At 67.5% G+C, this 22611-nt stretch carries 18 protein-coding genes and 1 tRNA gene; 5 read left to right on the forward strand and 14 right to left on the reverse strand.

Features of this window, described 5'->3' with window-relative positions; genetic code table 11:
* Window positions 1-4: 4 nt before the first annotated feature.
* The 4 genes from LDO22_RS17410 to LDO22_RS17425 all read right to left on the reverse strand — a co-directional run bounded on the left by LDO22_RS17410 (window position 5) and on the right by LDO22_RS17425 (window position 5751).
* The gene (locus LDO22_RS17410) at window positions 5-2107 is read right to left on the reverse strand and encodes a glycosyltransferase family 39 protein (RefSeq protein ID WP_224024905.1); all 2103 of its coding nucleotides are present in this window, start codon (window positions 2105-2107) and stop codon (window positions 5-7) included.
* Window positions 2104-3447: a glycosyltransferase gene (locus LDO22_RS17415; RefSeq protein ID WP_224024906.1), complete on the reverse strand. Its 1344-nt coding sequence runs from the start codon at window positions 3445-3447 to the stop codon at window positions 2104-2106. Before LDO22_RS17415 ends, LDO22_RS17410 begins: the two co-directional genes overlap by 4 nt.
* Before the next feature lie 74 nt (window positions 3448-3521).
* Window positions 3522-4997, reverse strand: a complete 1476-nt coding sequence (locus tag LDO22_RS17420) for a HAMP domain-containing sensor histidine kinase (RefSeq protein WP_224024908.1) — start codon at window positions 4995-4997, stop codon at window positions 3522-3524.
* A 13-nt stretch (window positions 4998-5010) separates the two neighbouring features.
* On the reverse strand, window positions 5011-5751 hold the full coding sequence (locus LDO22_RS17425; RefSeq protein WP_224024909.1) for a response regulator transcription factor: 741 nt from the start codon (window positions 5749-5751) through the stop codon (window positions 5011-5013).
* A 225-nt stretch (window positions 5752-5976) separates the two neighbouring features.
* On the opposite strand from LDO22_RS17425, the gene LDO22_RS21795 reads away from it, so the two are divergent.
* The 3 genes from LDO22_RS21795 (at window position 5977) to LDO22_RS17445 (ending at window position 9050) form a co-directional block, all read left to right on the forward strand.
* Window positions 5977-6897 carry a hypothetical protein gene (locus LDO22_RS21795; RefSeq protein WP_263422186.1) on the forward strand — a complete coding sequence of 307 codons (921 nt, stop codon included), beginning with the start codon at window positions 5977-5979 and terminating at the stop codon, window positions 6895-6897.
* Between the two features lie 568 nt (window positions 6898-7465).
* On the forward strand, window positions 7466-8332 hold the full coding sequence (locus LDO22_RS17440) for a winged helix-turn-helix domain-containing protein (RefSeq protein ID WP_159632957.1): 867 nt from the start codon (window positions 7466-7468) through the stop codon (window positions 8330-8332).
* A gap of 190 nt (window positions 8333-8522) precedes the next feature.
* The gene (locus tag LDO22_RS17445) at window positions 8523-9050 is read left to right on the forward strand and encodes a histidine phosphatase family protein (protein ID WP_159632955.1); all 528 of its coding nucleotides are present in this window, start codon (window positions 8523-8525) and stop codon (window positions 9048-9050) included.
* Here LDO22_RS17445 and LDO22_RS17450 read toward each other — a convergent pair.
* The gene (locus LDO22_RS17450) at window positions 9019-9957 is read right to left on the reverse strand and encodes a LysR family transcriptional regulator (RefSeq protein ID WP_159632953.1); all 939 of its coding nucleotides are present in this window, start codon (window positions 9955-9957) and stop codon (window positions 9019-9021) included. The genes LDO22_RS17445 and LDO22_RS17450 overlap by 32 nt on opposite strands.
* A 72-nt stretch (window positions 9958-10029) precedes the next feature.
* On the opposite strand from LDO22_RS17450, the gene LDO22_RS17455 reads away from it, so the two are divergent.
* Window positions 10030-11034, forward strand: a complete 1005-nt coding sequence (locus LDO22_RS17455) for an EamA family transporter (RefSeq protein WP_224024914.1) — start codon at window positions 10030-10032, stop codon at window positions 11032-11034.
* Between the two features lie 604 nt (window positions 11035-11638).
* Here the strand turns inward: LDO22_RS17455 and LDO22_RS17460 are convergent.
* The 5 genes from LDO22_RS17460 to LDO22_RS17480 all read right to left on the reverse strand — a co-directional run bounded on the left by LDO22_RS17460 (window position 11639) and on the right by LDO22_RS17480 (window position 16728).
* Window positions 11639-12286 (reverse strand): TetR/AcrR family transcriptional regulator, encoded by a 648-nt coding sequence (locus LDO22_RS17460; RefSeq protein ID WP_224024916.1) that lies wholly within the window; start codon window positions 12284-12286, stop codon window positions 11639-11641.
* Window positions 12283-14319, reverse strand: coding sequence for a YhgE/Pip domain-containing protein (locus LDO22_RS17465; RefSeq protein WP_224024918.1), 2037 nt, complete (start codon window positions 14317-14319; stop codon window positions 12283-12285). Before LDO22_RS17465 ends, LDO22_RS17460 begins: the two co-directional genes overlap by 4 nt.
* Window positions 14316-15053 (reverse strand): ABC transporter ATP-binding protein, encoded by a 738-nt coding sequence (locus tag LDO22_RS17470; protein ID WP_224024920.1) that lies wholly within the window; start codon window positions 15051-15053, stop codon window positions 14316-14318. The genes LDO22_RS17465 and LDO22_RS17470 overlap by 4 nt, the downstream gene beginning before the upstream one ends.
* 67 nt (window positions 15054-15120) lie before the next feature.
* Window positions 15121-16575, reverse strand: a complete 1455-nt coding sequence (locus tag LDO22_RS17475; RefSeq protein ID WP_224024922.1) for an NAD(P)/FAD-dependent oxidoreductase — start codon at window positions 16573-16575, stop codon at window positions 15121-15123.
* A 76-nt stretch (window positions 16576-16651) separates the two neighbouring features.
* A tRNA-Arg gene (locus tag LDO22_RS17480) sits at window positions 16652-16728 on the reverse strand.
* A gap of 276 nt (window positions 16729-17004) precedes the next feature.
* Between LDO22_RS17480 and LDO22_RS17485 the strand changes: the two genes are divergently transcribed.
* Entirely contained in the window at window positions 17005-18837 is a 1833-nt protein-coding gene (locus LDO22_RS17485) for a phosphoenolpyruvate carboxykinase (GTP) (RefSeq protein WP_224024924.1), read from the forward strand.
* An 84-nt stretch (window positions 18838-18921) separates the two neighbouring features.
* Here the strand turns inward: LDO22_RS17485 and LDO22_RS17490 are convergent, their stop codons facing one another.
* The 4 genes from LDO22_RS17490 to LDO22_RS17505 all read right to left on the reverse strand — a co-directional run bounded on the left by LDO22_RS17490 (window position 18922) and on the right by LDO22_RS17505 (window position 22610).
* Entirely contained in the window at window positions 18922-20082 is a 1161-nt protein-coding gene (locus LDO22_RS17490) for a globin domain-containing protein (protein WP_224024926.1), read from the reverse strand.
* Window positions 20083-20222: 140 nt separating this feature from the next.
* Window positions 20223-20672 (reverse strand): Rrf2 family transcriptional regulator, encoded by a 450-nt coding sequence (locus LDO22_RS17495; protein ID WP_224024928.1) that lies wholly within the window; start codon window positions 20670-20672, stop codon window positions 20223-20225.
* A gap of 15 nt (window positions 20673-20687) precedes the next feature.
* Complete coding sequence (locus LDO22_RS17500; RefSeq protein ID WP_159632944.1) at window positions 20688-21185, reverse strand: hypothetical protein; 498 nt, start codon at window positions 21183-21185, stop codon at window positions 20688-20690.
* A gap of 6 nt (window positions 21186-21191) precedes the next feature.
* Window positions 21192-22610 (reverse strand): phosphomannomutase/phosphoglucomutase, encoded by a 1419-nt coding sequence (locus tag LDO22_RS17505; protein ID WP_224024931.1) that lies wholly within the window; start codon window positions 22608-22610, stop codon window positions 21192-21194.
* Window position 22611: the final 1 nt, after the last annotated feature.

Raw genomic sequence — 22611 nt, forward strand, 5'->3', positions numbered from 1 at the left:
CGGGCTACTTGGCCAGGTCGTAGACGGTGGAATTGCCCACGGTCTGGGCCTGGAAGTTGGCCTGCACCCAGGCCGCCACCTCCGAGTTGCCGCCCCGGCCGCCCATCCCGCCACCCATGCCGCCGCCCTGGATGTAATATCCGATCTCACCCTTGGACACCATGTCCTGGAACTGGGCGAGCGTGGGGTACGGATCCCCGCCGTTCCAGCCGCCGAGCGCGATGACGTTGGTGTTCGTGGCAAGTTCCAGGCTTGCTGCCTGGCTGGCGCCGGAGACGATCGCGGACCACTTCGTGGTGGTGGAGGAGAGCAGCGCGGTCACCGCGGCATCGGCCGTTCCCTCACCGGGGCCGCCGGCCCCGCCGGGACCACCGGCGCCGTCGGCTGCGCCGCCCATTCCATTTGCGGGGTCAAACCCGTTTGCGGGGTCAAACCTGTCGGTTCCGGTGGCGGCGTCCGTGCCGCCGGTGCGGTCGCCGCGGAAACCAGCTGCCCGGTTCCCAAAGCCGCCTGTCGCCGAACCTGCAGGCCCCGACGTCGGAATGGAACCCGAATGCGCGGACGCTGCGGTGGCCACGGTCCAGGCACCCGCCCCGAGTCCTCCGGCCAGGAGGGATACGACGACGACGGCGGCAGCGCCCGCGCGCCGGAACCGTCCGGCGGTGCCGAGGCCGTCAACGCGGAGCAGCAGGCCGGCGGCGGCAAGGACGCCAAGGACGATGACGACGATGCGCAGCCAGGGGAGCCAGTACGCGTCGCGGCCCAGGAGGACAGCCGACCAGATGGAGGTGCCCAGGACCGTTGCGGCCAGGACAATCCTGGCCGGCCAGGACGCCCGGCCGCGCCAGAGTTCCACGGCACCGGTTCCCACCAGTGCCGCGATCCCCGGTGCCAGCGCCACAGAGTAGTAGGGGTGGACAATGCCGCTCATGAAGCTGAACACACCCGCGGTGACCAGGAGCCAGCCGCCCCACAGGATCAGCGACGCGCGGCCCATCGAGGTGCGGACTTCCCTCCGGGTGAACCAGAGGCCGGCAACCAGCAGGACGAGGGCGGCGGGCAGCAGCCAGGACACTTCGCCGCCAAAGCTCGTCCCGAACATCCGCAGCAGGCCAGCAGCGCCGCCGAATCCACTGTTGCCGCCGCCGAAACCGCCGCCGGGCCCGCCGGCCGCTCCGCCGCCGGGCATGCCTTCACCCGAGCCGGTGATGCGGGCCAGGCCGTTGTAGCCGAAGGTCAGCTCCAGGAAGCTGTTGGTGGTGGACCCGGCCATGTACGGGCGGGCTGAAGCCGGGGTCAGCTGGAAGAGGGCGATGTAGCTGCCGGCCACCACGATGATGCCTCCCAGTGCGCCCATGAGGTGTGCCAACCGGCGGCCGATCGGGGTAGGGGCGGCCCACAGGTAGGCCAGTCCCAGCGCCGGAACGACCAGGAAGCCCTGCAGCATCTTGGTGAGGAAAGCCAGCCCGATCACGGCTCCGGCCGCAACAAGCCACTTCCAGCCAGCCCGTTCGATGGCCCGGATGGTGAAGTACGCCGCCAGCACCAGGCACAGGGTGAGCATGGCGTCGGGGTTGTTGAACTTGAACATGAGCGCAGCCACTGGCGTCAGCGCCAGCGCTCCGCCGGCCAGCAGGCCTGCGGCCGGTCCTGAGACCCTCTTGACCGCCAGGTAGAGGACGCCGACGGCGGCCACGCCCATGAGTGCCTCGGGCACCAGCATGCTGAGGGACGAGAATCCGAACATGCGGCCCGCCAGGGCTGGAATCCACAGTGCCGCCGGGGGCTTGTCCACCGTGATGGCGTTTCCGGCGTCGAGCGATCCGAAGAGGAACGCGGTCCAGTCCTTGGTGCCCGCCTGGATGGCGGCGGCGTAGAACGAGTTCCCGTAGCCGGTCGCTGCAAGGTTCCACAGGTACAGGACCGCCGTGGCCACCAGGAGCGCGGCGGCCGAGGGGCGCACCCAGCGCGGTTGGCTGCCGAACGCGTAGCGCGTCCAGCGCGGGGTGGGTTGTGGAGCTCCTGTGGCAGTGGCCGGCCCACCGGCGTTTGCGGGCAGCGGTGCGGCAGTTGAGCCGGCGCCTGCCGGTGAGATGGTGGAGGTCATGGTGCACCCGTTTCTGTGGAGGTGGTGGCGTGGGTTGTCTTGTTGGTGCCGGCTCCCCGGAAGACCCAGAGCCGGAACAGCAGGAACCGCACTGCCGTGGCCGCCAGGTTCGCCGCGACCACGGTGAGGACTTCCATCCACCGGTCGGGCGTCGTGGTCCGGTGGACCAGGGCGAGCGCCCCGGAGGTGAGCACCAGGCCGATGCCGAACACAATCAAACCCTCAAAATGGTGCCGGACCGGGTTTCCGCCCTGGATCCCGAACGTGAAGCGCCGATTGGCCCCGGTATTGGCCACGGCCGTGACCAGCAGGGCCAGGAAGTTGGCCAGCTGCGGATCCATGAAACCCCGGCAGAACAGGAAGATCAGCAGGTAGGCCAGCGTTGAGGCCGCGCCGATGGCGGCGAACCGGACCAGTTGGCCGAAGAGGCTGCTGCCGCGGGTCTGTTCGCCAGCCCGGGACGACGCCGGGAGCGGACCCCTGGCAAGGGCGGCGCGCAGTTCCGGAACCGGGATGCGGCCGTAGACCAGGTCCCTGGTGAGCCGGGCCATTCCGCGGACGTCGGCCAGCGCCGTGCGGACCACGTCCACGCTGGAGTCGGGATCGTCGACCCAGTCCACGGGAACTTCGTGGACGCGCAGGCCGCAGCGCTCAGCCAGGACCAGCAGCTCGGTGTCGAAGAACCAGGAATTGTCAACGGTGTAGGGGAGGATCTGCTGCGCGACGTCGGCCCGGATGGCCTTGAACCCGCACTGGGCGTCACTGAACCGGGCTGCCATCAGCGAGTGGAGCATCAGGTTGTAGCTGCGCGAGATGAACTCCCGCTTGGGTCCGCGGACAACCCGGGAGTTGCGGGTCAGCCGGGTGCCGATTGCAAGGTCGGAATGGCCGGAAATCAGGGGGGCCAGCAACGGGGGCAGGGCTGCCAGGTCGGTGGAAAGGTCCACATCCATGTAGGCCAGGACCGGCGACGGGGACGCGAGCCATACCTTGCGCAGCGCGTTCCCCCGGCCCTTCTCATCGAGGTGGACCACGGCGACCTCCGGGAACTCGCGGGCCAGCCGTTCGGCGATCGTCAGGGTCCCGTCCGTGCTGGCGTTGTCCGCCACGGTGATCCGGAAGCTGTGCGGAAAGGTGTCGCGCAGGTGTCCGTGGAGCCTGCGGAGGCATTCCTCAAGGTCGCGCTCCTCGTTGAAGACGGGGATGGTGACATCAAGGACGGGGACTGCGGTGCGGGTGTCCACGGGGGCGCGCCGTACGGCACGTCCCGGGGAGGGAAGGCCCGGCGGCGCCACCGCGGCGTCCTGCAGGGTTCCTGAAGTGTGGTCGGTGAGCGTCATGCATCAAGAGTGGCGCCGCCTGATTTGAAGGCTTTAGGCACAACCTGTGACGCGGCTGTGTAAGTCAGGACGCTTCAGGGCTGCGCGGGCCCGGCCGCCGGAAGGCGGACCGCGAACTCGGTCCTGCCCGGACGTGACACCAGTTCCACGGTGCCGCCGTGGGCCATGACAATCGATTCGACAATGGACAGACCCAGCCCTGAAGAACCCTCGGAGCCGGAACGGGCGGCATCGGCCCGGGTGAAGCGCGAGAAGATGCTGCCCTGGAATTCGGCCGGGATGCCGGGCCCGTCGTCGGCGACCGTGACCACCACACTGCCGTCGGCCGAGCGCATCACGCCGGTGGTCACGGTGGTCCCGGCCGGGGTGTGCTTGCGGGCGTTGGAGAGCAGGTTGGCCAGCACCTGGTGGAGCTGAGTGGTGTCCCCGCGGACCGTGACGGGCTCGTCGGGCAACTGCAGCTGCCACGCGTGGTCCGGGGCCATGACCTTTTCGTCGCTGACAGTTTCCACCACCAGCTGGGTCAGGTCCACGTCCGTGGCTTCGGTTGCCTTGCCCTCATCCAGCCGTGCCAGCAGCAGCAGGTCCTCCACCAGCGCGGTCATGCGCTCCGACTGGCTTTGAACACGCCCCAGCGACTTCTGGCCGTCCTCGGTCAGGGGTTCGGTCATGCGCATCAGCTCGGTGTACCCGCGGATGGCGGTCAGCGGTGTTCGAAGTTCATGGGATGCGTCGGCAACGAACTGGCGCACCTTCGTCTCACTCCGCTGGCGTGCTTCCAGCGCACTGGAGACGTTGTCCAGCATCAGGTTCAGGGCGTGGCCCACGCTGCCCACCTCGGTGGTGGGATGCGCCGCAGAGGGCGGCACGCGGACAGCGAGCGCAACCTCACCGGCGTCCAGGGGGAGCTTGGACACTTTGGTGGCGACGTCGGACAACTGTTCCAGCGGCCGCATGGTCCGGCGGATCAGGGCAGTGCCGGCCAGCCCGATCAGGACCAGGCCGCCCAGCGAAACCAGCACCATCGTCAGGACCAGCGAGGCCTCGGTGCTTTGTTTCGTTGCCAGTGGCAGGCCGGTGATCACAACATCGCCGTATGGGGTTTCGGTTGCCATCAGCCGGTAGTCGCCGTTGGACAGCTCACGGTCCACCGGCATGCCGTCGTGGGGGAGTGCCTGCAGGGTGGCCGCGTCCCGGGCGGTCAGGGCTGTGCGGGTGGCGTCCGAGGAGAGGAAGCCCGCTTCCCGGCTGACCTGTCCGCCCACCACCCTTGCATTGAGCGTTCCCACGCTTTGTCCGCGTGCGTCGAGGGGGTCGGGACGGCCGGAGGGGTTGCCTTCCGGCGGCCGGCCGCGGGATGCCAGCTTCAGCTGGGCGTCCAGCTGGTTGGTGAGGACCACATCCATGGAGGCATAGCTGACCACGCCGATCGCACTGGAGATTGCCACCAGGAGGGCCATGGAGAGCAGGATCAGCCGGGTGCGGAGGTGCCAGGTGGAGGGGTTGAACCAGGAGCGGCCGGCAGGCCGGGGGACACCGGAAAGAGACACGCGCTTCCTCCGGCTAGTCTGCTGGCTTGATGACGTAGCCCGCGCCGCGCACGGTGTGGATCATCGGCGGATGGTTCGCTTCGATCTTCTTGCGCAGGTAGGAGATGTACAGTTCCACGATGTTTGCCTGGCCACCGAAATCGTAATCCCACACGTGGTCAAGGATCTGGGCTTTGCTCACGACGCGTTTCGGGTTTTCCATCAGGTAGCGCAGGAGTTCGAACTGGGTGGCCGTCAGCGGGATGTCGTCCCCGGCACGGGTGACTTCCCGGGTGTCCACGTTGAGTACCAGGTCGCCCACCACCAGCTCGGCGGTGTCCATGGCAGCCACCCCGGAACGCTGGACCAGGCGGTGCAGGCGGAGCAGGACTTCCTCCATGCTGAAGGGCTTGGTGACATAGTCGTCCCCGCCGGCGGCCAGCCCCACGATGCGGTCCTGGACGTCGTCCTTGGCCGTCAGGAAAAGCGCGGGTACCTCCGGCGCGAAGGCGCGGATCCTGCCCAGCAGCTCCACGCCGTCGAACCCTGGCAGCATGACATCGAGCACCAGGACGTCCGGGTGGAAGTCCTTGGCGAGCTTCACGGCAGTGGGCCCGTCGCCGGCCACGGCCACCGACCAGCCTGCCATGCGCAGGCCCATACTCATCAGTTCCGACAGGCTGGGCTCGTCATCCACCACCAGGGCGCGGATCGGGGAACCGTCCGGGTGGGTGAGCTGGGGAAGGTTGTTGGTCATGGGGTGCGGGGATGCCATGGGACAACTCTCCGATCTGTCGGTTTGCCGATGCTTTGACGTTGCTGTGTTCCGGCTGTGAGCTCCAGCCTAGCCACCTGTGACCCGGCGAGGTGGCGGCCTGGCCTGTGCCCTGGCAGGTCACAGGCAGGCTTGGTCCGCCGCACAGCCCCTGCACAGCAAAGCGGCACAGCCTGTTGGGACAACAGCGCCACCACCAACACCGACGACTTCTTGGAGAAAGCCATGGAACAGCAAGACAACGCCTACCCCGGGGCAGCAGGCCACAACGGCCAGGCGGACCCGTCCGCAGAAGGCCGAAAGCAGCCGGGCCAACCGGCCCCGGTGTGGGAAGGCGCGGCAGATGGTGCCGCCCGCGACGGTGCCGCGCAGGGCTGGGGCGCCCCCGTTCCCGGTTCGCCTTCTGCGGTGTGGGGTACGACGACGGCGCAGGGCCAGGCGCCCGACTCCGGCATGGGATGGGGCGCACCCCGGCAGTACGCACCCACTGATTCGACCCGGGCAGGGAAAGGGAATTGGACCGCGAAGAAGGGGCTCCTGGTGGGTGGCATCGCGGTGGTGGTGGCAGCGGCAGCCGGTGCCGGCGCCTATGCTGCCGGAAACGGGAGCGGAACGGCTTCAGCGAACAATGGCCAGGGCGGCACGGGTGCCATGGGCCAGTTCGGCCCGGGGAGCCAGGGCGGCATGACCGGTCCGGACGGCCAAAGCAGCATGGGTGGCGGCATGGCAGGTGGCATGGACGGCGGCATGGGAATGGACGGCGGGCCTGGTGGCATGGGGATGGGCTCGGCAGGGCTCAACGCAGCCGTCCACTCCGAATACGTTGTCCTCCAAGGCTCCAGCTACGTCACCATGGCGGGGCAGGCAGGCACCGTCACCGAGATCTCCGGCACGTCCATGACCGTAAAGAGTGAGGACGGGTTTTCCCGGACCTACGCCGTGGGATCAGACGTCCAGGTGACCCAGGGGATGCGGCAGCGGGGCGGAGGTTCCACCGGCACCACGCTCAGCCTCTCCAATGTGACCGCAGGGGCCAGCGTCCGGGTGACCGCCCTGAAGAATTCGGACACCTACACTGCCGAGACCATCCAGCTGGCCGCAGCCACCACCGCCACCACCCCCAGCCAGGGCACCAGCAGTAACTGACGGTGGCCTGAAACGATGTTTGGACTGTCCTGCCTCCGGCTCAGCGGCGTTCGCGGGCAAAAAAATCTGCTGGGGGCAGGACATCGGTTGGACACGCCGCAGAGGTCCCGGTGCGATTCCACGTCAAACGGTTGAATTCCGGACACATTCGGTAAACATCCATAAAGGCGAAGATTATTCTGAATACGTCCAAATTTTGGCCGTTTGCCGATTCGAGCGTCCCAAATCATCCCCGCTGCCGAAATAGTGACATGCGGCACAATTTTCGGATCTGTCTCACAATGCGGACGATTCGGTCCATTGTTACTTGCAAGTTGGCATTGTTACGCGGCACACTTCCAATGTGAACAAGAACTCAACAGCACCTGCAGCCGCAGAATATTGGCCCAGCACATCCGCTGCTGCCGACATGCGCTGTTGTCGAATGCACGCCTGACCTTCCCCACCCACCGAAGTTCTTAGGCATTCGCCCCCAAGCCCAGCGTCGGGCGTCCCTCCCCGGTCCGCGTGACGGGGAAACCAGCATTCGAGCCGCGGAGCCGGCCATTTCACATTGAGGTAAGCATTCATGTCAGTTGCATCCGGATACGTCCACATCTCTGTCCGTAACGCCGCCAAGGCCGGCCAGGCCACCGGCCTCCGTCCCGGCTTCGGCCCGCGTCCCTCGCTTGCTCCCTCCGCATCCGGTAGCAGCTTCCCGGCCCAGGGCTTCGCCCCGCAGGGTTACAACCCGAATTCCTACGGCCAGCTTCGCGCCGTGCATCCCGCCGAGTCCGCTCCCGTTACTGCCCCTACCCCTGTGGTGCCAGGTGCAAACCAGGTCCGCCCGGTAGCCAACGACAACGTTGCCCGCGGGTTCGTCCTCTACATGGGCATCGATGAGGAGACCGCGGCGGCAGCAGGCACCTCCATCGCCAAGCTTGCGCAGGAAATCCGCGCCTACGCCCAGTCGCTCGTCTCCGGTGCCGAAAGCTACGCAGCCGTGGCGGTCGCGCCGGCCGGCACTCCCGGTTCCGCGCTCGACGTCGTCCGCTCCACCTTTGGCGACCCCACGGTCAACTCCCGCCAGCGCACCGAAACCCCGCGCCCTGCCCAGCCGCAGGAACCGCGTCCCTCCGGTGTGCTCATCGACCTCGCCCGCCGCGAAGTCCACCTCGACGGCGAATCCCTGAACCTGACGTTCAAGGAGTTTGAGCTCCTGAACTACCTCGTCGAAAACGGCACCCGCACCGTGGGCCGTGACGAGCTCCTCGAGGGGCTGTGGCGCAACGCCGAAGAAGTGCCCAACGAGCGCACCATCGACGTCCACATCCGCCGCCTCCGCTCCAAGCTCGGCCGCCTCGCCAACACCGTCCGCACCGTACGCGGCCAGGGCTACCGGTTCTACGAGCACCCGGAGGTTGTTGTCTGGGCCGCTCCGGAGTACTCGATCTAAGTATCTTTCGCGCGCGAAGGCGACCTGCTCCCGTGGACTGGTCGCCTTCGCTCGTGTCACTGTGGGCATGCTTTTGACATCCCGTTTGTAGCTGCGCCCTGAATTCGCGGGCTTTGTCTCATTGCACGCCCATGAAAGCGTGCTCTGCGTGACGCTGCTTCTGATGGTTCCCCCCGGCTAGGCTTGGGCCATGAGTTCGCACCACGTTCGACGCCTTGTGATCATGCGCCATGCCAAGGCTGACTGGCCCGGCGGCGTGGCTGACCACGAGCGGCCGCTGGAGGAACGCGGACACCGGGAGGCGCCCCTGGCCGGGCGCTGGCTGCTCAACCACAACATCGTCCCGGACTTCATTCTGTGCTCCAGTGCCCTGCGCACCCGGCAAACCTGCACCTGGGTGTGCTCCGAACTCGGCGACAAGGCCCCCACGCCCAAACTCGAAGACGGCCTGTACGCGGCATCGGCGCTGCGGATGCTGACAGTGGTCAACCATGTGCCGGACACCGTGACCACGCTGATGCTGATCGCGCACCTGCCGGGCGTACAGGACCTGGCCATGCACCTCGCCTCGCGGGATTCCGACCACGACGCCTACATGGACGCCGCCACCCGTTTCCCCACCAACGCCCTCACCGTCCTGGAGACGGAGAAGCCGTGGGCGGAACTCGACGGCCAGGACGCCCGGATTACCCGGTTCGCGGTGCCCCGGGCCCACTAGCTGCAGCTCCACTGCCGGCAATCCCGCGCAGCAGCGCCGCCACGTGCCGGATGCCCGGGCTGGCCGTCATGGTCCTGCGATGGACCAGCCCCACCTGCCGGGCCTGGATGGGGTTAACTACAGGAACGGCCACCACGTCCGGAGGCAGTGCAGGCCGTCCCAGGCGGGGCACCAGCGCAACGGCCACGCCCTGCTCCACCAACGCAATGTGGGTCGCAAAATCGGGGTCGTAGATCCTGATGTCCGGGACCCGCCCAAGATCGGCGAAAATCCGCAGGAGCGCTTCATTGCAGATGGCGCCGTCGGGCGTACTGATCCAGCGTTCGTCCACCAGTTGTGCCGGCTCCACCTCCGCCTGGCGTGCAAGCGGATGACTGCTGTGCACCAGGACGTCCGCCACGTCCTCGCAGAGCCATTCAAGCGTCAAGTGCTCCGGGATCACCAGCGGCACCGAGTTCCAGTTGTGCACCAGGCCAAGGTCTGCCTCGCCGTTGGCAACCCTCGCCACCGCCTCGCGCGGGTCCTCGGCCAGGACGGACAGGTCAAGCGCGGCCCCCGACTGACCGATCCGCGCCAGCAGCGGGCCCACCAGCCCCCTGACGGCAGTGGAAAAGGAAACCACGCGGAGGCTGCCGGTGGGTTTGGCCGGATCCGCCAGGAGCGTGGACTCAAGCTCCTCGAGCTCGGCCAGGATGCGCCGGCCGTACGCCGCCAGGGCCAGCCCGCGCTCGGTCAGCAGGACGCCGCGGCCGCGGCGCTCCAGGACTGCGAAGCCGCCCTCCTTCTCCAGCTTCTTCACCTGCTGGGAAACGGCCGACGGGCTGAACCCCATCGCCTCCGCGGCGGCAATGACTGTGCCATGCTGCTCAATGGCCGCGAGGGCACGCAGTGACCCGATATCAATCATGAAGCAAAGGTACATGATTGAATGCTGAATTAGGCGCTGGTGCTTCATCCGCTGCTCTGCCACAGTAGGAGCGTGAACCTCCGCAATTCCCTCCTTGCCGTCGTCGTTGCCCTGCTGTGGGGCCTGAACTTCGTCGCCATTGACATCGGGCTCCACGCGGGCGGCCAAAACTTCCCCCCGCTGTTGTTCGTGGCCATGCGCTTTGTCCTGGTGGTTGTCCCGTGGATCTTCTTTGTACGGAAGCCGGAGGTCTCCTGGAAAGCCATCATCGGGGTCGGGCTTTTCATGAGCGCGGGCCAGTTCGGCCTCCTTTACCTGGCCATGGCGCTGGGCATGCCGGCGGGCCTCGCATCGCTGGTGCTGCAGGCACAGGTACTGCTGACGGTCCTGCTCGCGGCGGTGTTCCTCGGTGAGCGGCCCAGCCGGCGCCAGCTGGCGGGGGTGGCGCTCGGCGTGGCCGGACTCGCCCTCGTGGCGGTGGGACGCAGCGCCGTGGCGCCGCTGCTCCCGCTGGTCATTGTCCTGGCCGCGGCCCTGTCCTGGGCCGCCGGGAACGTCATTGCCCGGAAGGCCAGGGCAGCTTCGGGCCTGGGGCTGGTGGTGTGGTCCGGCGCCGTGGTTCCGCTTCCGCTGGCAGCGCTGTCGGTGCTGGTGGACGGGCCGGGAACCTTCTGGGAGTCGCTGTCCTCTCTTCAGGCACCCACCATGCTCAGTGCCCTGTACACCGCTGTTTTCGCCTCACTGGTGGGCTACGGAATCTGGAACCGGCTGCTGGCCACCCACCCGTCGTCGGCCGTTGTTCCGTTCACCCTGCTGGTCCCGGTAGTGGGCATGAGCGCTGCGTGGCTGGTCCTCGCGGAGGTGCCGTCACCGACGGAGCTGGCGGGCGGAATGCTCCTGTTGGGCGGCGTGGCGACGGCGGTGCTCACCCGGGCCGGAGGGCGGCGTCAGCGGCGGGGGAGCGGGCCGTTGCCGGACCTGGGTGCCGGCCTGGGCGAAGGCGGGGCGGACGACGACGGCCGCCGGGCTGCGGAGGACGTCCCCCGGGCGGGGGTTCGGGGAGCCGACGTCCGCTGAGCGGCAGATCCTTGGGCGCCGGCTCCCTGGCCGCTTGTCCTGGATGCGCCTGTCTTGGGTGCGCCGGTCCGGGGCGTGGCGGACCTGGGTGCGGCAGCGCGGGCGCCGCGCGCCGCCGTCGCGCCGGTCCGCTGTGAGGTCCCGCGCTGTGACGGGCCGCGCTGGGCCGCCTGCCGCGGCGCCTGCCTGCGCGCCGCAGCCGTCCGTCGCTGCCCCGGCCACAGGGCACCCAGGAAGAGGACCCCGAACGTGGCCACCAGGGCGCCCGCAGCGCCGATGAAGTAGTTGTCGGGATCGTCGGTAGGCAGCGGGGTGCCCAGGAAGGAGGACTGGCCGTCGAACGCCAGCTCCCACGTGCTGAGGAATGCCAGCGAAAAGCCAAGGGCGAGGGCGGTCCCGGCGCCGGCTGCAAACAGGGCAAAGCGGCGCCGCCTCGCCAGGACCTCGGCCACAGCGGCCAGGTAGGCCAGCCCCAGGACGCCCAGGAACGCGAGGAACACCGGCTCTGCGAGGGTCATGGCCGTGAGCACCAGCAGCCCTGCAGCAACGACGCCGCAGATCACCGCGAACTTTCCGCTCTTCCCCGTATGGCGCATGTGCTCCATCATCCCTGAGGAGCTGGCCCCTTCAGGACGTAGCCGCGCATGATGGCCATGATTGCTGCAACGCTTTGGTCACGGGTGCGCTCGGGGTTGTACGTCTGCCGGTCCAGGCCCACCACGAAGCACGCACCGAAGATGGCAGTTTCCAGGCTTCCCCTGGACACCGAATCGTCCACCGGGTAAGCCTCGGCCACTTTTTCCACGGCCTGGCCGATGACTTCCAGGAGCTCCCCGCGCAGGACAGAAAACGTGCCCTGCCATTCGCTGGGAATCCGCCAGTTTTCGCTGACCCACAGGCGCGCGAAGGACGGGTACTCCGCCATGAAGTCCATGGCCTGGCCGATCATCGCCTCCATGGCGAGCAGCGGGTCGCGGCCCGTTGCTCCGCCGTTGGCGGCCTCGAGCAGCCGCGCCTTGAGGATGTCCACGCCGTGCCGTAGGAGCTGCGCGATCAGCTCCGACTTGCTGCCGAAGTTGTAATAGACGGTGCCCTTGGAGACTCCGGCAGCTGCCGCGATCTCATCCACGGTGACGCTGGCGGCCCCGCGCTCGCCGATCAGCTCCATGGAGGCGTCGAAGAGCTTCTGGCGGGTGGCGTTGGTCCGGGCGGGCCGCAGCCCCTTGCCTGCGGATGTGGGTTCGGTGGTCATACCGCGATCTCCGGCTTCAGGGTCTTGAGTGTCCAGTACTTGTTCTTGCGCACCGCGAGCGTGGACATGGCCGCGCCCAGCACCGTGTAGCCCAGCAGGCCCACGAAGGTGGGGGCAATCATGGACAGGTCCCCGCCGTAGACCAGGTGCCGCATTCCGGTCACCACGTATCCCATGGGCAGGATCTGGTGCACCACATGCAGCGGCTCGGGGGTGGTCTGCCACGGGAACGTGCCCCCGGATGACACCAGCTGCAGGACCAGCAGGATGAGCACCACCAGCTTGCCGGGGGAGCCCAGCAGTGCCACGATGCCCTGGATGAGCGCGCTGAACGCCATGGCGGCGGCCAGCATCAGCAGCCACATCAGGACCGGGTGGGCGGGATTGAGGCCCAGCGCGAGGTCGGCCACCAGGGTCAACAGGGACGCCTGCACCACCGAGACCAGGAAGAAGGGCAGCCAGCCGCCCAGGGCGATCTTCCACGACGGTGCGTTGGAGGCCAGCGCCCGCTGCGTGATGGGGCGCATGGCCTGCACCAGCATGAAGATCCCGATCCACATGGCGAGGGTGAGGAAGAACGGTGCCAGTCCTGCGCCGTACGATCCGGCCTTGGCCTGCGAGACGTTGCTGACCGCCACGGGATCCGCCATCACCTGGGACAGGTTGCTCTTCTGCGCGTCGTCGGGGTTGGGGACCTGTCCGGCACCCTTGCCGATCTCATCGGAGAGGGTGCGCGAACCTGTGGCGGCCTGTCCCGCCCCGTCCGAGAGCTGGGCGGCCCCGGCATCAACCTTCCGCGCTCCGTCGGCAAGGCCGGCGGCGCCGTCGACGGCGGACTGCTCACCGGCTGCGAGCGCGGCGGCACCCGTGTGCAGCTGGTCAGCCCCTGCCGAGGCCTGTGCGATGGCACCCTTGAGTTCCGGCATCCCGGCTGCGAGCTGGGCTGCGCCGATACTCACGGCCTCGGATCCGGTGGCCAGCTGCTGGACCTGGGCAGCATCCGCCTGGATTTTGCCCTTCGCAGCAGCCATCGGGCTGGCCGCGGCGGTGGCATCGAAATCGGCCAGGACTTTGTCCGCCTGCGCCTGGGTGAGGACGCCTGACGCGACGAGCCTGCTGTTGGACTCCACCACGCGGTTGCGCAGGCCCTGGTCCACCGCCTCCAGCTGGGCCGCCACGTCCTGCACCTTCGTGTTCAGCTGTGCGTTCCCGGCGGCAACCTGGGCGGCGCCGGAAGCGAGGGTCTGGGTGTCGGTGGGCAGGGTGGCTGTCTTGTCCTTGAGGACTGCCAGGCCGCTGCTGAGCTGACCCGCGCCGTCGGTCAGCTGGTTGGCCCCGTCCCGCAGCTTCAGCTGGCCGGCGTACAACTGGTCCGCGCCGCTGCTCAGGGCTGAGGTCCCCTCGTGGAGGGTAACCGTTCCGTCCCGGAGCGTGGCTACGCCGTCGGCCAGCTGGGACGCGCCGTCCCCCGCCTGGACCATCTTGGAGTGGATGGTGCCGAACCCGGTGAGCAGCTGGTTGGCGGTTTCCTCGCCCACTTCCTTGGCCACCGTGGTGTGCACGGCAGTGGTCAGCTTGTCCACGATGGTGCTCAGGAGGTAGTTGTTGGCATCGTTTGTGGTCACGTTCAGCATGGCCTGGCTGGCCGAGTCAAAGCTCCCGGGGGAGACCAGGTTGGCGGAGAAGTCCTTCGGGATCTTCAGCGCAAAAGCGTACTGGCCGCTGCTGACGCCGGCATCGGCTTCCGCTGAGCTTTCCACCGGCACCCAATGGAACACGTTGCCCTCCACCAGGCTGTCCGCCACCTTCGCCCCTGCCTCAAGGCGCGTACCATCGGCGTTGGTGGCGCCGGAGTCCTCCACCACCAGGGCAGCATCCAGGTTGTTGAGGTGGCCATAGGGATCCCAGTTGGCATACAGGTAGACGGCGCCGTACAGCAACGGGACCATGGTCAGCGCCAGGATGGTCAGCTTGGGCAGGAGCCCACCGGTCATGCGCTTCAGTTCGGAGCGGGCCAGCCGCAGGACAGTCACTTGGCAACCTCAGTTTCGAGTTTGGTTTCCTGGTTTTCCGCCTCACGGACGGTTTCCGCGGTCTCTGCTTCCCCGGTCTGTGCGGCGTGCTTGCCGGCGGGGGCAGGCTCGGGTGCGGCATTGCCGATCCCGGCCATGGGGCCGTTCCACGAGGCGGGGACGGCACTGACTGCCGCCACGACGGCGAGCGGCCGGCCGGCGTCGTACGCCAACTCCTGGAGGCGCGGCAGCCAGGTGAGCTCATCCGCACTGTGGCGGTCCGGCGAATCGACCACCAGCAGGTCCGTGCGGGGGTTGGCCAGCGCCAGCGCGGTCAGCAGTTCAAGCCGCCGCCCGGGTTCCAGCTGCTCGGTCCACAGACCCGCGATGTCCTCGAAGCGGTTGACCTTGAGCCAGGGGCCGCTGAGCAACGCTCCCCGGTAGCGGCGGGGTATCAGGGCGAGGTCTTCGGTCACCAGGTCGCGGACGCTGAGGTGCTCCTCGGGTTCGTTGACACCCGGGGAATCCACCAGGGCTGCGGCCAGGCGGAGCTGCTTGGTGCGGGAACCGCCGTCCCAGCTGAGCTGCCCGGCGGCTGCCTTCATCCTGCCGCTGAGCAGCAGGGACAACGCCGTGCGCTGGTCCTGCCTGTCGCCGGTCACGAGCAGCAGTTCACCGCGCGCCACCCCCAGGGAGGTGGGGGGAAGCAGCGGGTCCCGGCGTCCTTTGGCCTGGAGCTGGTGTGCTGAGAGCAAGGATTGCCTTTCGCAGAAGAAGTCTGCATCAAGACTAACCGAACTGACTGGTCAGTTCAAATAGACCTCAGAGACCGTACTTCTCCAGGAGGCGGAGCCACACCTCGCTGATGGTGGGGTAGGAGGGGACGGCATGCCACAGGCGGTCCAGGGGCACCTCGCCCACTATGGCGATGGTGGCGGCGTGCAGCAGTTCCGCCACATCCGGGCCGGTGAACGTTGCGCCGAGGAGAACCTTCCGGTCTTCGTCGACCACCAGCTGGGCCCAGCCGTCGTAGTTCTCCGAGTGGAGGGAGGAGCCGGCAACCTGGATGGGGAGCTCCACGGACGAGGCGTTGTACCCGTCCTTCCTCGCCGCCTTCAGGGTCCGTCCCACGCCGGCCAGTTCGGGGTCGGTAAAGACCACGCTGGGCACTGCATGCTGGTTGGCCGTCTGCGCGTAGCGCGTCCAGTCCTCCGGGGTCCCCTTCAGCCCGCCCCTGGCCCGGGCGGCAATGGCGTCACCCGTGGCGCGGGCCTCGTATTTGCCCTGGTGGGTGAAGAGGTTCTTGCCGGCGGCGTCGCCCACGGCGTAGAGCCAGGGATCGTCGCCGGGTATTTCGCGGACCAGGCCCGAGGCGTCCGTTGACAAGGACAGGTGGCCTGATTCGTCGGGCTCGAAACCCACGCTTTCCAGGCCCAGGCCCTCGAGTGCCGGGTGGCGGCCGGTGGAGACCAGGACCTTGTCCGAGGTGACAGTGGTTCCGTCGCCGAGGCTTACGGTGAGGGTTCCGTCGTCGTTTCCGCTGATCCGCTCGGTCGCGGTGTGCAGCCGGAGTTCGACGCCGTCCGCCCTCAGTCCCGCGGCGACCAGGGCCGCGGCCTCTTCCGGAAAAGTGCCCAGCAGTGCGCTGCGCGCCACCAGGGTAACGCTTGAACCAAGCCGCGCGAAGGCCTGGGCCAGCTCTGCTCCGGCCACACCGCCGCCCAAAACCGTCAGCCGGTCCGGGACCTCGCTGGCCGACGTTGCTTCGCGCGTTCCCCAGACCTGCACGTCCTGCAGTCCCTCAATGGGCGGCGTGTTGGGGGTGGAGCCCGTGGCAAGCACCACGGCATGCCGGGCCCGCAGGAGGTGCTGCGTGCCGTCGAGGCCGGCCACCTCGACGGCCTTCGGCCCGGTCAGCCATGCATGGCCGCGCACCAGTTCGATGCCGGTGTCCTTGACCCATGAAACCTGGCTGTCATCCTGCCAGTTGGAGGTGAAGTAGTTGCGGCGCTCCAGGACGGCGGCGGCGTCCAGGGTGCGCGTGACCGCCTCCTTGGCCCCCGGGGTGGTCTGTGCCCCGTGGAGCGCAGTGCCGGGCCGGAGGAGTGCCTTCGATGGCATGCACGCCCAGTAAGAGCATTCGCCGCCCACCAGTTCCGCTTCCACGAGGACGGCCGTCAGGCCGCCCTGGACCACGCGGTCGGCCACGTTTTCCCCTACGGCGCCTGCGCCGATAACAACAACATCAAATTCGCGCCCAGCGGCCTCGGGATTCATGACCAAAGCCTAGCCGGGGACGGCCGGCCTGACAGCACAAAAAAGGTCCGCACCGGCGAACCGGTGCGGACCTTGTTGGTGCGCCCAAAGGGATTCGAACCCCTGACCTTCTGTTCCGTAGACAGACGCTCTATCCAGCTGAGCTATGGGCGCATTCTGTGTCCCGGGAGAAGAACCGCTCTCCCCGAACCTCGAATTACTTTACGCGAGGCGGGGCCCGATGCCAAATCGAAGCGGCTGTAATCTGTGCGACTAGACCGGTCTAGGTGACCTTCGTCACTTAATGGGCGTTTTCGCGGCAACAATTCCTTGATTTCCCGCGGAATTCACTTTCGGTGACCGGATATGTCAGTCAAGCTCCCCAAAAACTCCACTGGTCCGGACCATAGCATTTAGGACACACCGATGAACCCGAGGAAGGGAACTGCAATGGGCGATCTGGCGCAGAAGCCGCTGCTTGAGAAAGCACCCACCACACATGCCGGCCTGCTGGCATGGGTCGAAGAGGTTGCTGAGCTTACGCAGCCGGACCGCATCTACTGGGTTGATGGCTCCGAAGAGGAAAACACCCGCCTCACGGACGAACTCGTTGCTGCCGGCACCCTGACCAGGCTCAACCAGGACCTGTTCCCGAATTCCTTCGCCGCGTTCTCCGACCCCGCCGATGTAGCCCGGGTTGAGGAGCAGACCTTTATTTGCTCCGAGAACAAGCGCGACGCAGGCTTCACCAATAACTGGATGGACCCGCGGGAGATGAAGGACAAGCTGCGCGGCCTGTTCGCCGGTTCCATGCGCGGCCGCACCATGTACGTCATCCCGTTCGTCATGGGACACCTCGACGCCGAGGACCCCAAGTTCGGCGTCGAAATCACGGACAGCGCCTATGTTGTTGCGTCCATGCGCATCATGGCCAACATCGGCACCGCAGTGCTGGACAAGATCACCGCGACCAACGCCTTCTTCGTTCCGGCCCTGCACTCGCTGGGTGCACCCTTGGCGCCCGGCCAGGAAGACGTGGCATGGCCCTGCAACCCGGACAAGTGGATTGTCCACTTCCCCGAGGAGCGCTCCATCTGGTCCTTCGGCTCCGGCTACGGCGGAAACGCCCTGCTCGGAAAGAAGTGCTACGCCCTGCGCATCGCCTCGGTCATGGCACGCGACGAAGGCTGGCTGGCCGAGCACATGCTCATCCTCAAGCTGACCTCTCCCGAGCGGAAGACCTACTACGTCTCCGCCGCCTTCCCCTCCGCCTGCGGCAAGACCAACCTCGCCCTGCTGGATCCCACCATCGAAGGCTGGGAAGTGGAGACGCTGGGCGATGACATCACCTGGATGCGGATCGGCAAGGAAGGCGAACTCCGCGCCACCAACCCGGAAGCAGGCCTCTTCGGCGTTGCCCCCGGCACTGGCTGGGGCACCAACCCCAACGCCATGCGCGCCATCGCCAAGGGCCACAGCATCTTCACCAACGTCGCCCTGACCGACGACGGCGGCGTGTGGTGGGAAGGAATGACGGACGAGGTTCCGGCGCACCTGACCGACTGGCAGGGCAACTCCTGGACCCCGGACTCGGACAAGCCCGCAGCACACCCGAACTCCCGCTTCTGCACGCCGATCGCACAGATCGACATGCTTGCCGAGGAGTACTACAGCCCCGAGGGCGTGGAGCTTTCGGCCATCCTCTTCGGCGGACGCCGCAAGACCACTGTTCCGCTGGTCACCCAGGCCCGCAGCTGGACCAACGGCATCTTCATGGGCTCCACCCTGTCCTCCGAGACCACGGCCGCGGCCGCCGGCCAGGTTGGCGTGCTCCGCCGCGATCCCATGGCCATGCTGCCGTTCATCGGCTACGACGCCGGCGACTACCTGAAGCACTGGATCAGCGTCTCCGGCAAGGCCAACCCGGAACGCCTGCCCCACATCTTCCTGGTGAACTGGTTCCGCCGCACGGCCGACGGCGGCTTCGCCTGGCCCGGCTTCGGCGACAACGCCCGCGTCCTCAAGTGGGCCATCGAGCGCATCGAGGGCAAGGCCGACGCCGTCGAGACCCCGATCGGATACGTCCCCGCCGGGCATGCGCTGGACCTCACCGGCCTGGACCTCACCCACGCCCACGTAGAGGACGCCGTCCGCGTCGACCGCGAGGAGTGGGACACGGAGCTCGCCTCCATCGAGGAGTGGTACGCCAAGTTCGGCGACTCGCTGCCCGAGGCCCTGCGCTCCGAGCTCGATTCCCTGAAGGCCCGGATGGCCCGGCACTAGCAGCCGCCCACCTTCCATACGACGACGGCCCCGCACCTTTTCGAAAAGGTGCGGGGCCGTCGTCGTTCACGAAGGCGCCGGAAATCAGCTGGCGAGCCAGATGTCCGGGCCGAAGACCTCGTAGTGGATCTTGGTGGCCGGGATGCCGGCGTTGATGGCCTCGTTGCGGATGTTCTTCATGAACGGCAGCGGGCCGCAGAGGTACAGGGAGGCGTCGGCCGGCAGGTCGACTTCACGCAGGGACATGAATCCCTGCTTGGCGCCGTCCACCGGCTTCTCCAGCCAAAGCTGCAGTTCGGCACCGTCCAGGCGTTCGACGTCGTCCGTCATCTGGCTGCGCAGGGCCCAGCTGTCCAGGGTGCTCTCGGCGTGAAGCACCAGGACCTGGCGGTCGGAGCCGGACTCGGCGAGGGAACGGAGGATGGAGGCGGTGGGGGTGCAGCCGATGCCGGCGGAGGCCAGGACGACGGGTCCGTCGCCTTCCTTGAGCGTGATCTCGCCGTAGGGGTTGGAGATCTCGACGACGTCGCCCACCTGGACGGTGTTGTGCAGCACGGGGGAGACCTCGCCGCCGTCGTCCAGCTTGGTGGTGAAGGTGCGGCTGGTGCCCGCGTCGCCGGAAAGGGAGTACTGGCGCACCTGGCGCAGGCCGTCGGCAACGGCCACCTTGACGCTGATGTACTGGCCGGGAAGGGCCGGGGTGACGGGGGTGTCGTCCGCGGGCTCCAGGGTGAAGGTCATGGACCCGGTCCCTGCGGGGGTCTTGGCCGCCACGCGCCACGGCATCCACATTTTGTCATTGGCCTGGGCTGCATACAGGCCCTTCTCGAGCTTGATCAGGGCATCGGCCATCAGCCAGTACACCTCGGTCCAGGCTTCGGCGATCTCGGGCGTGATGACCTCGGCCAGGTCCTCGGCGATGGCGCCGAACAGGTGCTCGTAGACCACCTGGTACTGCGGTTCGGTGATGCCCAGGGAGGCGTGGCGGTGGGCGATGCGGGAAAGGACCGTCTCCGGCAGGGTGCCCGGGTTGTTCACCAGGTGGGTGGCGAAGGCGGCGATGCTCCCGGCCAGGGCCTGCTGCTGGTTGCCGGAGCGCTGGTTGGAGCGGCTGAACAGGCCATCCATCAGTTCGGGGTGCGCCGCGAACAGGCGGGCGTAGAAGTTGGGGGTGATGGAACCGATCCGGGAGCCGACCAGCGGCAGGGTGGCCTCAATGACGGGGCGGGACTTGTCCGAGAGCATCTGTACTCCTGAGGTTATGGCCGGGGCCTTCGTCCGGCCGGATGAAAACTCATATTTGAAATGCGAGTATTTCTGCCTCAGTTCTACACCTTGTAGAAGTTTGAAATCAAACCGGGAGCAGGCAACCGGATATGGGACACTCAGAGGCCGGGGCGGAGGCCGATCATCCGGAAGACCGGCGCCATCTGAGGGGCCTGGGGAAGGTCCCCGATCACCACCGAATCAAGCTCGGCGTAAAAAGCCTCCCGCGCACGGGCCAGGGCGCCACGCAGCCTGCACTCGTTGATCAGGGGGCAGTTGCCGGCCGGGGACACGCAGTCCGCGGGATCCGTGCGGGTATCAAGCTGCCGCAGGATCTGGCCCACCGTGGCGATGCGCCCGGCATGGCTGAGCCGTGAACCGCCGGACCGGCCGCGCACCACTTCGATCAGGCCCATGGTCCGCAGCCTGGCCATGGCCTTGCTGACGTGGTTGTACGGTGTCCCCACCGAGTCCGCGATGCTCTGGGTGGTGAGCAGCGTGCCGTCCGGAACCGCTGCGAGCACCATGAGTGCCCGCAGGCTCACGTCGGCGAAGGCATTGATCTTCATTGCTGCGGGTCCGGTCTAGTCCACCCAGATGACGGGCTCGCTGGCATCTGCACCGAGCTCGCCGAATTCCCAGGACTGGGTGGTGGCGTTTGCCGAGTAGGGGAGCACTGCGGCGAAGAGCGAACCATCCCGGTGTTCAGCCGCCACGTGGATGGCGTCCGAATCCTCCTCCACCAGCAGGATGTCGCACACCACGGCAGCGGCGCGGAAGTCGTCCCGGTTCTGGCGGAGGAGCGCCTGCAGGTCGTGGATCATGGCGTCGGCGTCAAAGTCCGCGTCGCTGCCCTCTCCGGCATCCGCGGGAGAGACGGCAACCAGCCGCACTTCGCCGTCGTTCTGGACGGTCAACGCGAAGGGCAGGAAGCCGCCGTTGCGCTGGAGCTGCTCCTGGGCCGCGCTGACGCCCGTGCCCAGGAGGTTCTCCAGGTCCGTTGCCGTGGCTTCGGAGACGGAATCACGCCAGCTGTCCTGCCCGCTGTTTCCGTCCGCTGCCTGCCCGGTATGGTCAGTCATCCGGTGCTAGGCCCGCACCAGGGAAAGGACGCGGTCGCGCACGCGTTCCATGGTGGCCCGGTCCGTGGCCTCGGCGTTGAGCCGCAGGAACGGTTCGGTGTTGGACGGGCGCAGGTTGAACCAGTAGCTGCCGTCGTTGGCGGTGAACGTGCTGCCGTCCAGGTTGTCGATGGTGAGGTCCTCGTCCGCGAACGCCTGGCGCACGCGCTCCACCGCTGCCGGCTTGTCCTCCACCTCGGAGTTGATCTCGCCGGAGCTGACGTACGGCTCGTATTCGCGGGCCAGTTCGGAAAGCGGGCCGTCCTGCTCGCCCAGCGCCGCCAGGACGTGCATGGCGGCCAGCATGCCGGTGTCAGCGTTCCAGAAGTCGCGGAAGTAGAAGTGCGCGGAGTGCTCGCCGCCGAACACGGCACCTTCCTTGGCCATGACTGCCTTGATGAAGGAGTGGCCCACCCGCGTGCGGACCGCGCGTCCGCCGTCGTGCTCCACCAGTTCCGCAACGGCGCGGGAGGTGAGCAAGTTGTGGATGATGCTGGGCGTTTCCTCGCCCTGGGCCTTGGCGCGGGCGATTTCGCGGCGTGCCACCATGCCGGTGATGGCCGACGGCGAGACGGGCTCGCCCTTCTCGTCAATGACGAAGCAGCGGTCGGCGTCGCCGTCGAAGGCAAGGCCGATGTCCGCTCCGTGCTCGATCACTGCGGCCTGCAGGTCGCGGAGGTTTTCCGGCTCCAGCGGGTTGGCCGGGTGGTTGGGGAAGGAGCCGTCCAGTTCGAAGTACAGCGGAACGATGCCGAAGGGCAGCTTGGGCAGCAGCGTGTCGCCCAGCACCGCCGGGGTGGTCAGGCCGGCCATGCCGTTGCCGGCGTCCACCACTACTTTCAGGGGGCGGGAGGCGGAGAGGTCAACGAGCTTGCGGAGGTACTCGGAGTAGTCCTTGAGCACGTCGCGGACGCTGATCAGGCCGCGGGCGCCGGCGGCGGGGATGGAACCGGAGTTGAGGTACTGCTCCGCGAGGGCCTGGATGTCCTTGAGGCCGGTTTCGGAGGAGATGGGAACGGCGCCTGCCTTGGCCATCTTGATGCCGTTGTATTCGGCGGGGTTGTGGCTGGCGGTGAAGGTGGCTCCGGCGCGGTTGAGGAAGCCGCAGGCGAAGTACAGCTCGTCGGTGGAGATCAGGTCCAGGAGCTCCACGCTGGCACCCCGGGTTGCCGCTCCGTTGGCGAAGGCCTTGGAGAACTCGGGGGAGGATGGGCGCATGTCGCCGCCCACCACGATGGTCTGGCCTTCGAGCTGCAGGACATCCACGAACGCGGCCCCCACGGCTTCGACGATTTCGGCGGTGATCGACTCGCCCACAATCCCACGGACGTCGTAGGCCTTGAAGGATGCCGAGAGATCAAATGTCGTTGTCTGTTCGCTAGTCACG

It is taken from the genome of Arthrobacter sp. NicSoilC5, from assembly GCF_019977395.1.
In the GTDB taxonomy this organism is placed as follows: domain Bacteria; phylum Actinomycetota; class Actinomycetes; order Actinomycetales; family Micrococcaceae; genus Arthrobacter.

What these genes read in the sequence shown, in the direction of transcription:
- LDO22_RS17410 (WP_224024905.1), bottom strand. Translation starts at nt 2,107, where the DNA reads ATGACCTCCACCATCTCACCGGCAGGCGCCGGCTCAACTGCCGCACCG.
- LDO22_RS17415 (WP_224024906.1), bottom strand. Translation starts at nt 3,447, where the DNA reads ATGACGCTCACCGACCACACTTCAGGAACCCTGCAGGACGCCGCGGTG.
- LDO22_RS17425 (WP_224024909.1), bottom strand. Translation starts at nt 5,751, where the DNA reads ATGGCATCCCCGCACCCCATGACCAACAACCTTCCCCAGCTCACCCAC.
- LDO22_RS21795 (WP_263422186.1), top strand. Translation starts at nt 5,977, where the DNA reads ATGGAACAGCAAGACAACGCCTACCCCGGGGCAGCAGGCCACAACGGC.
- LDO22_RS17440 (WP_159632957.1), top strand. Translation starts at nt 7,466, where the DNA reads ATGTCAGTTGCATCCGGATACGTCCACATCTCTGTCCGTAACGCCGCC.
- LDO22_RS17445 (WP_159632955.1), top strand. Translation starts at nt 8,523, where the DNA reads ATGAGTTCGCACCACGTTCGACGCCTTGTGATCATGCGCCATGCCAAG.
- LDO22_RS17450 (WP_159632953.1), bottom strand. Translation starts at nt 9,957, where the DNA reads ATGATTGATATCGGGTCACTGCGTGCCCTCGCGGCCATTGAGCAGCAT.
- LDO22_RS17460 (WP_224024916.1), bottom strand. Translation starts at nt 12,286, where the DNA reads ATGACCACCGAACCCACATCCGCAGGCAAGGGGCTGCGGCCCGCCCGG.
- LDO22_RS17475 (WP_224024922.1), bottom strand. Translation starts at nt 16,575, where the DNA reads ATGAATCCCGAGGCCGCTGGGCGCGAATTTGATGTTGTTGTTATCGGC.
- LDO22_RS17485 (WP_224024924.1), top strand. Translation starts at nt 17,005, where the DNA reads ATGGGCGATCTGGCGCAGAAGCCGCTGCTTGAGAAAGCACCCACCACA.
- LDO22_RS17490 (WP_224024926.1), bottom strand. Translation starts at nt 20,082, where the DNA reads ATGCTCTCGGACAAGTCCCGCCCCGTCATTGAGGCCACCCTGCCGCTG.
- LDO22_RS17495 (WP_224024928.1), bottom strand. Translation starts at nt 20,672, where the DNA reads ATGAAGATCAATGCCTTCGCCGACGTGAGCCTGCGGGCACTCATGGTG.
- LDO22_RS17500 (WP_159632944.1), bottom strand. Translation starts at nt 21,185, where the DNA reads ATGACTGACCATACCGGGCAGGCAGCGGACGGAAACAGCGGGCAGGAC.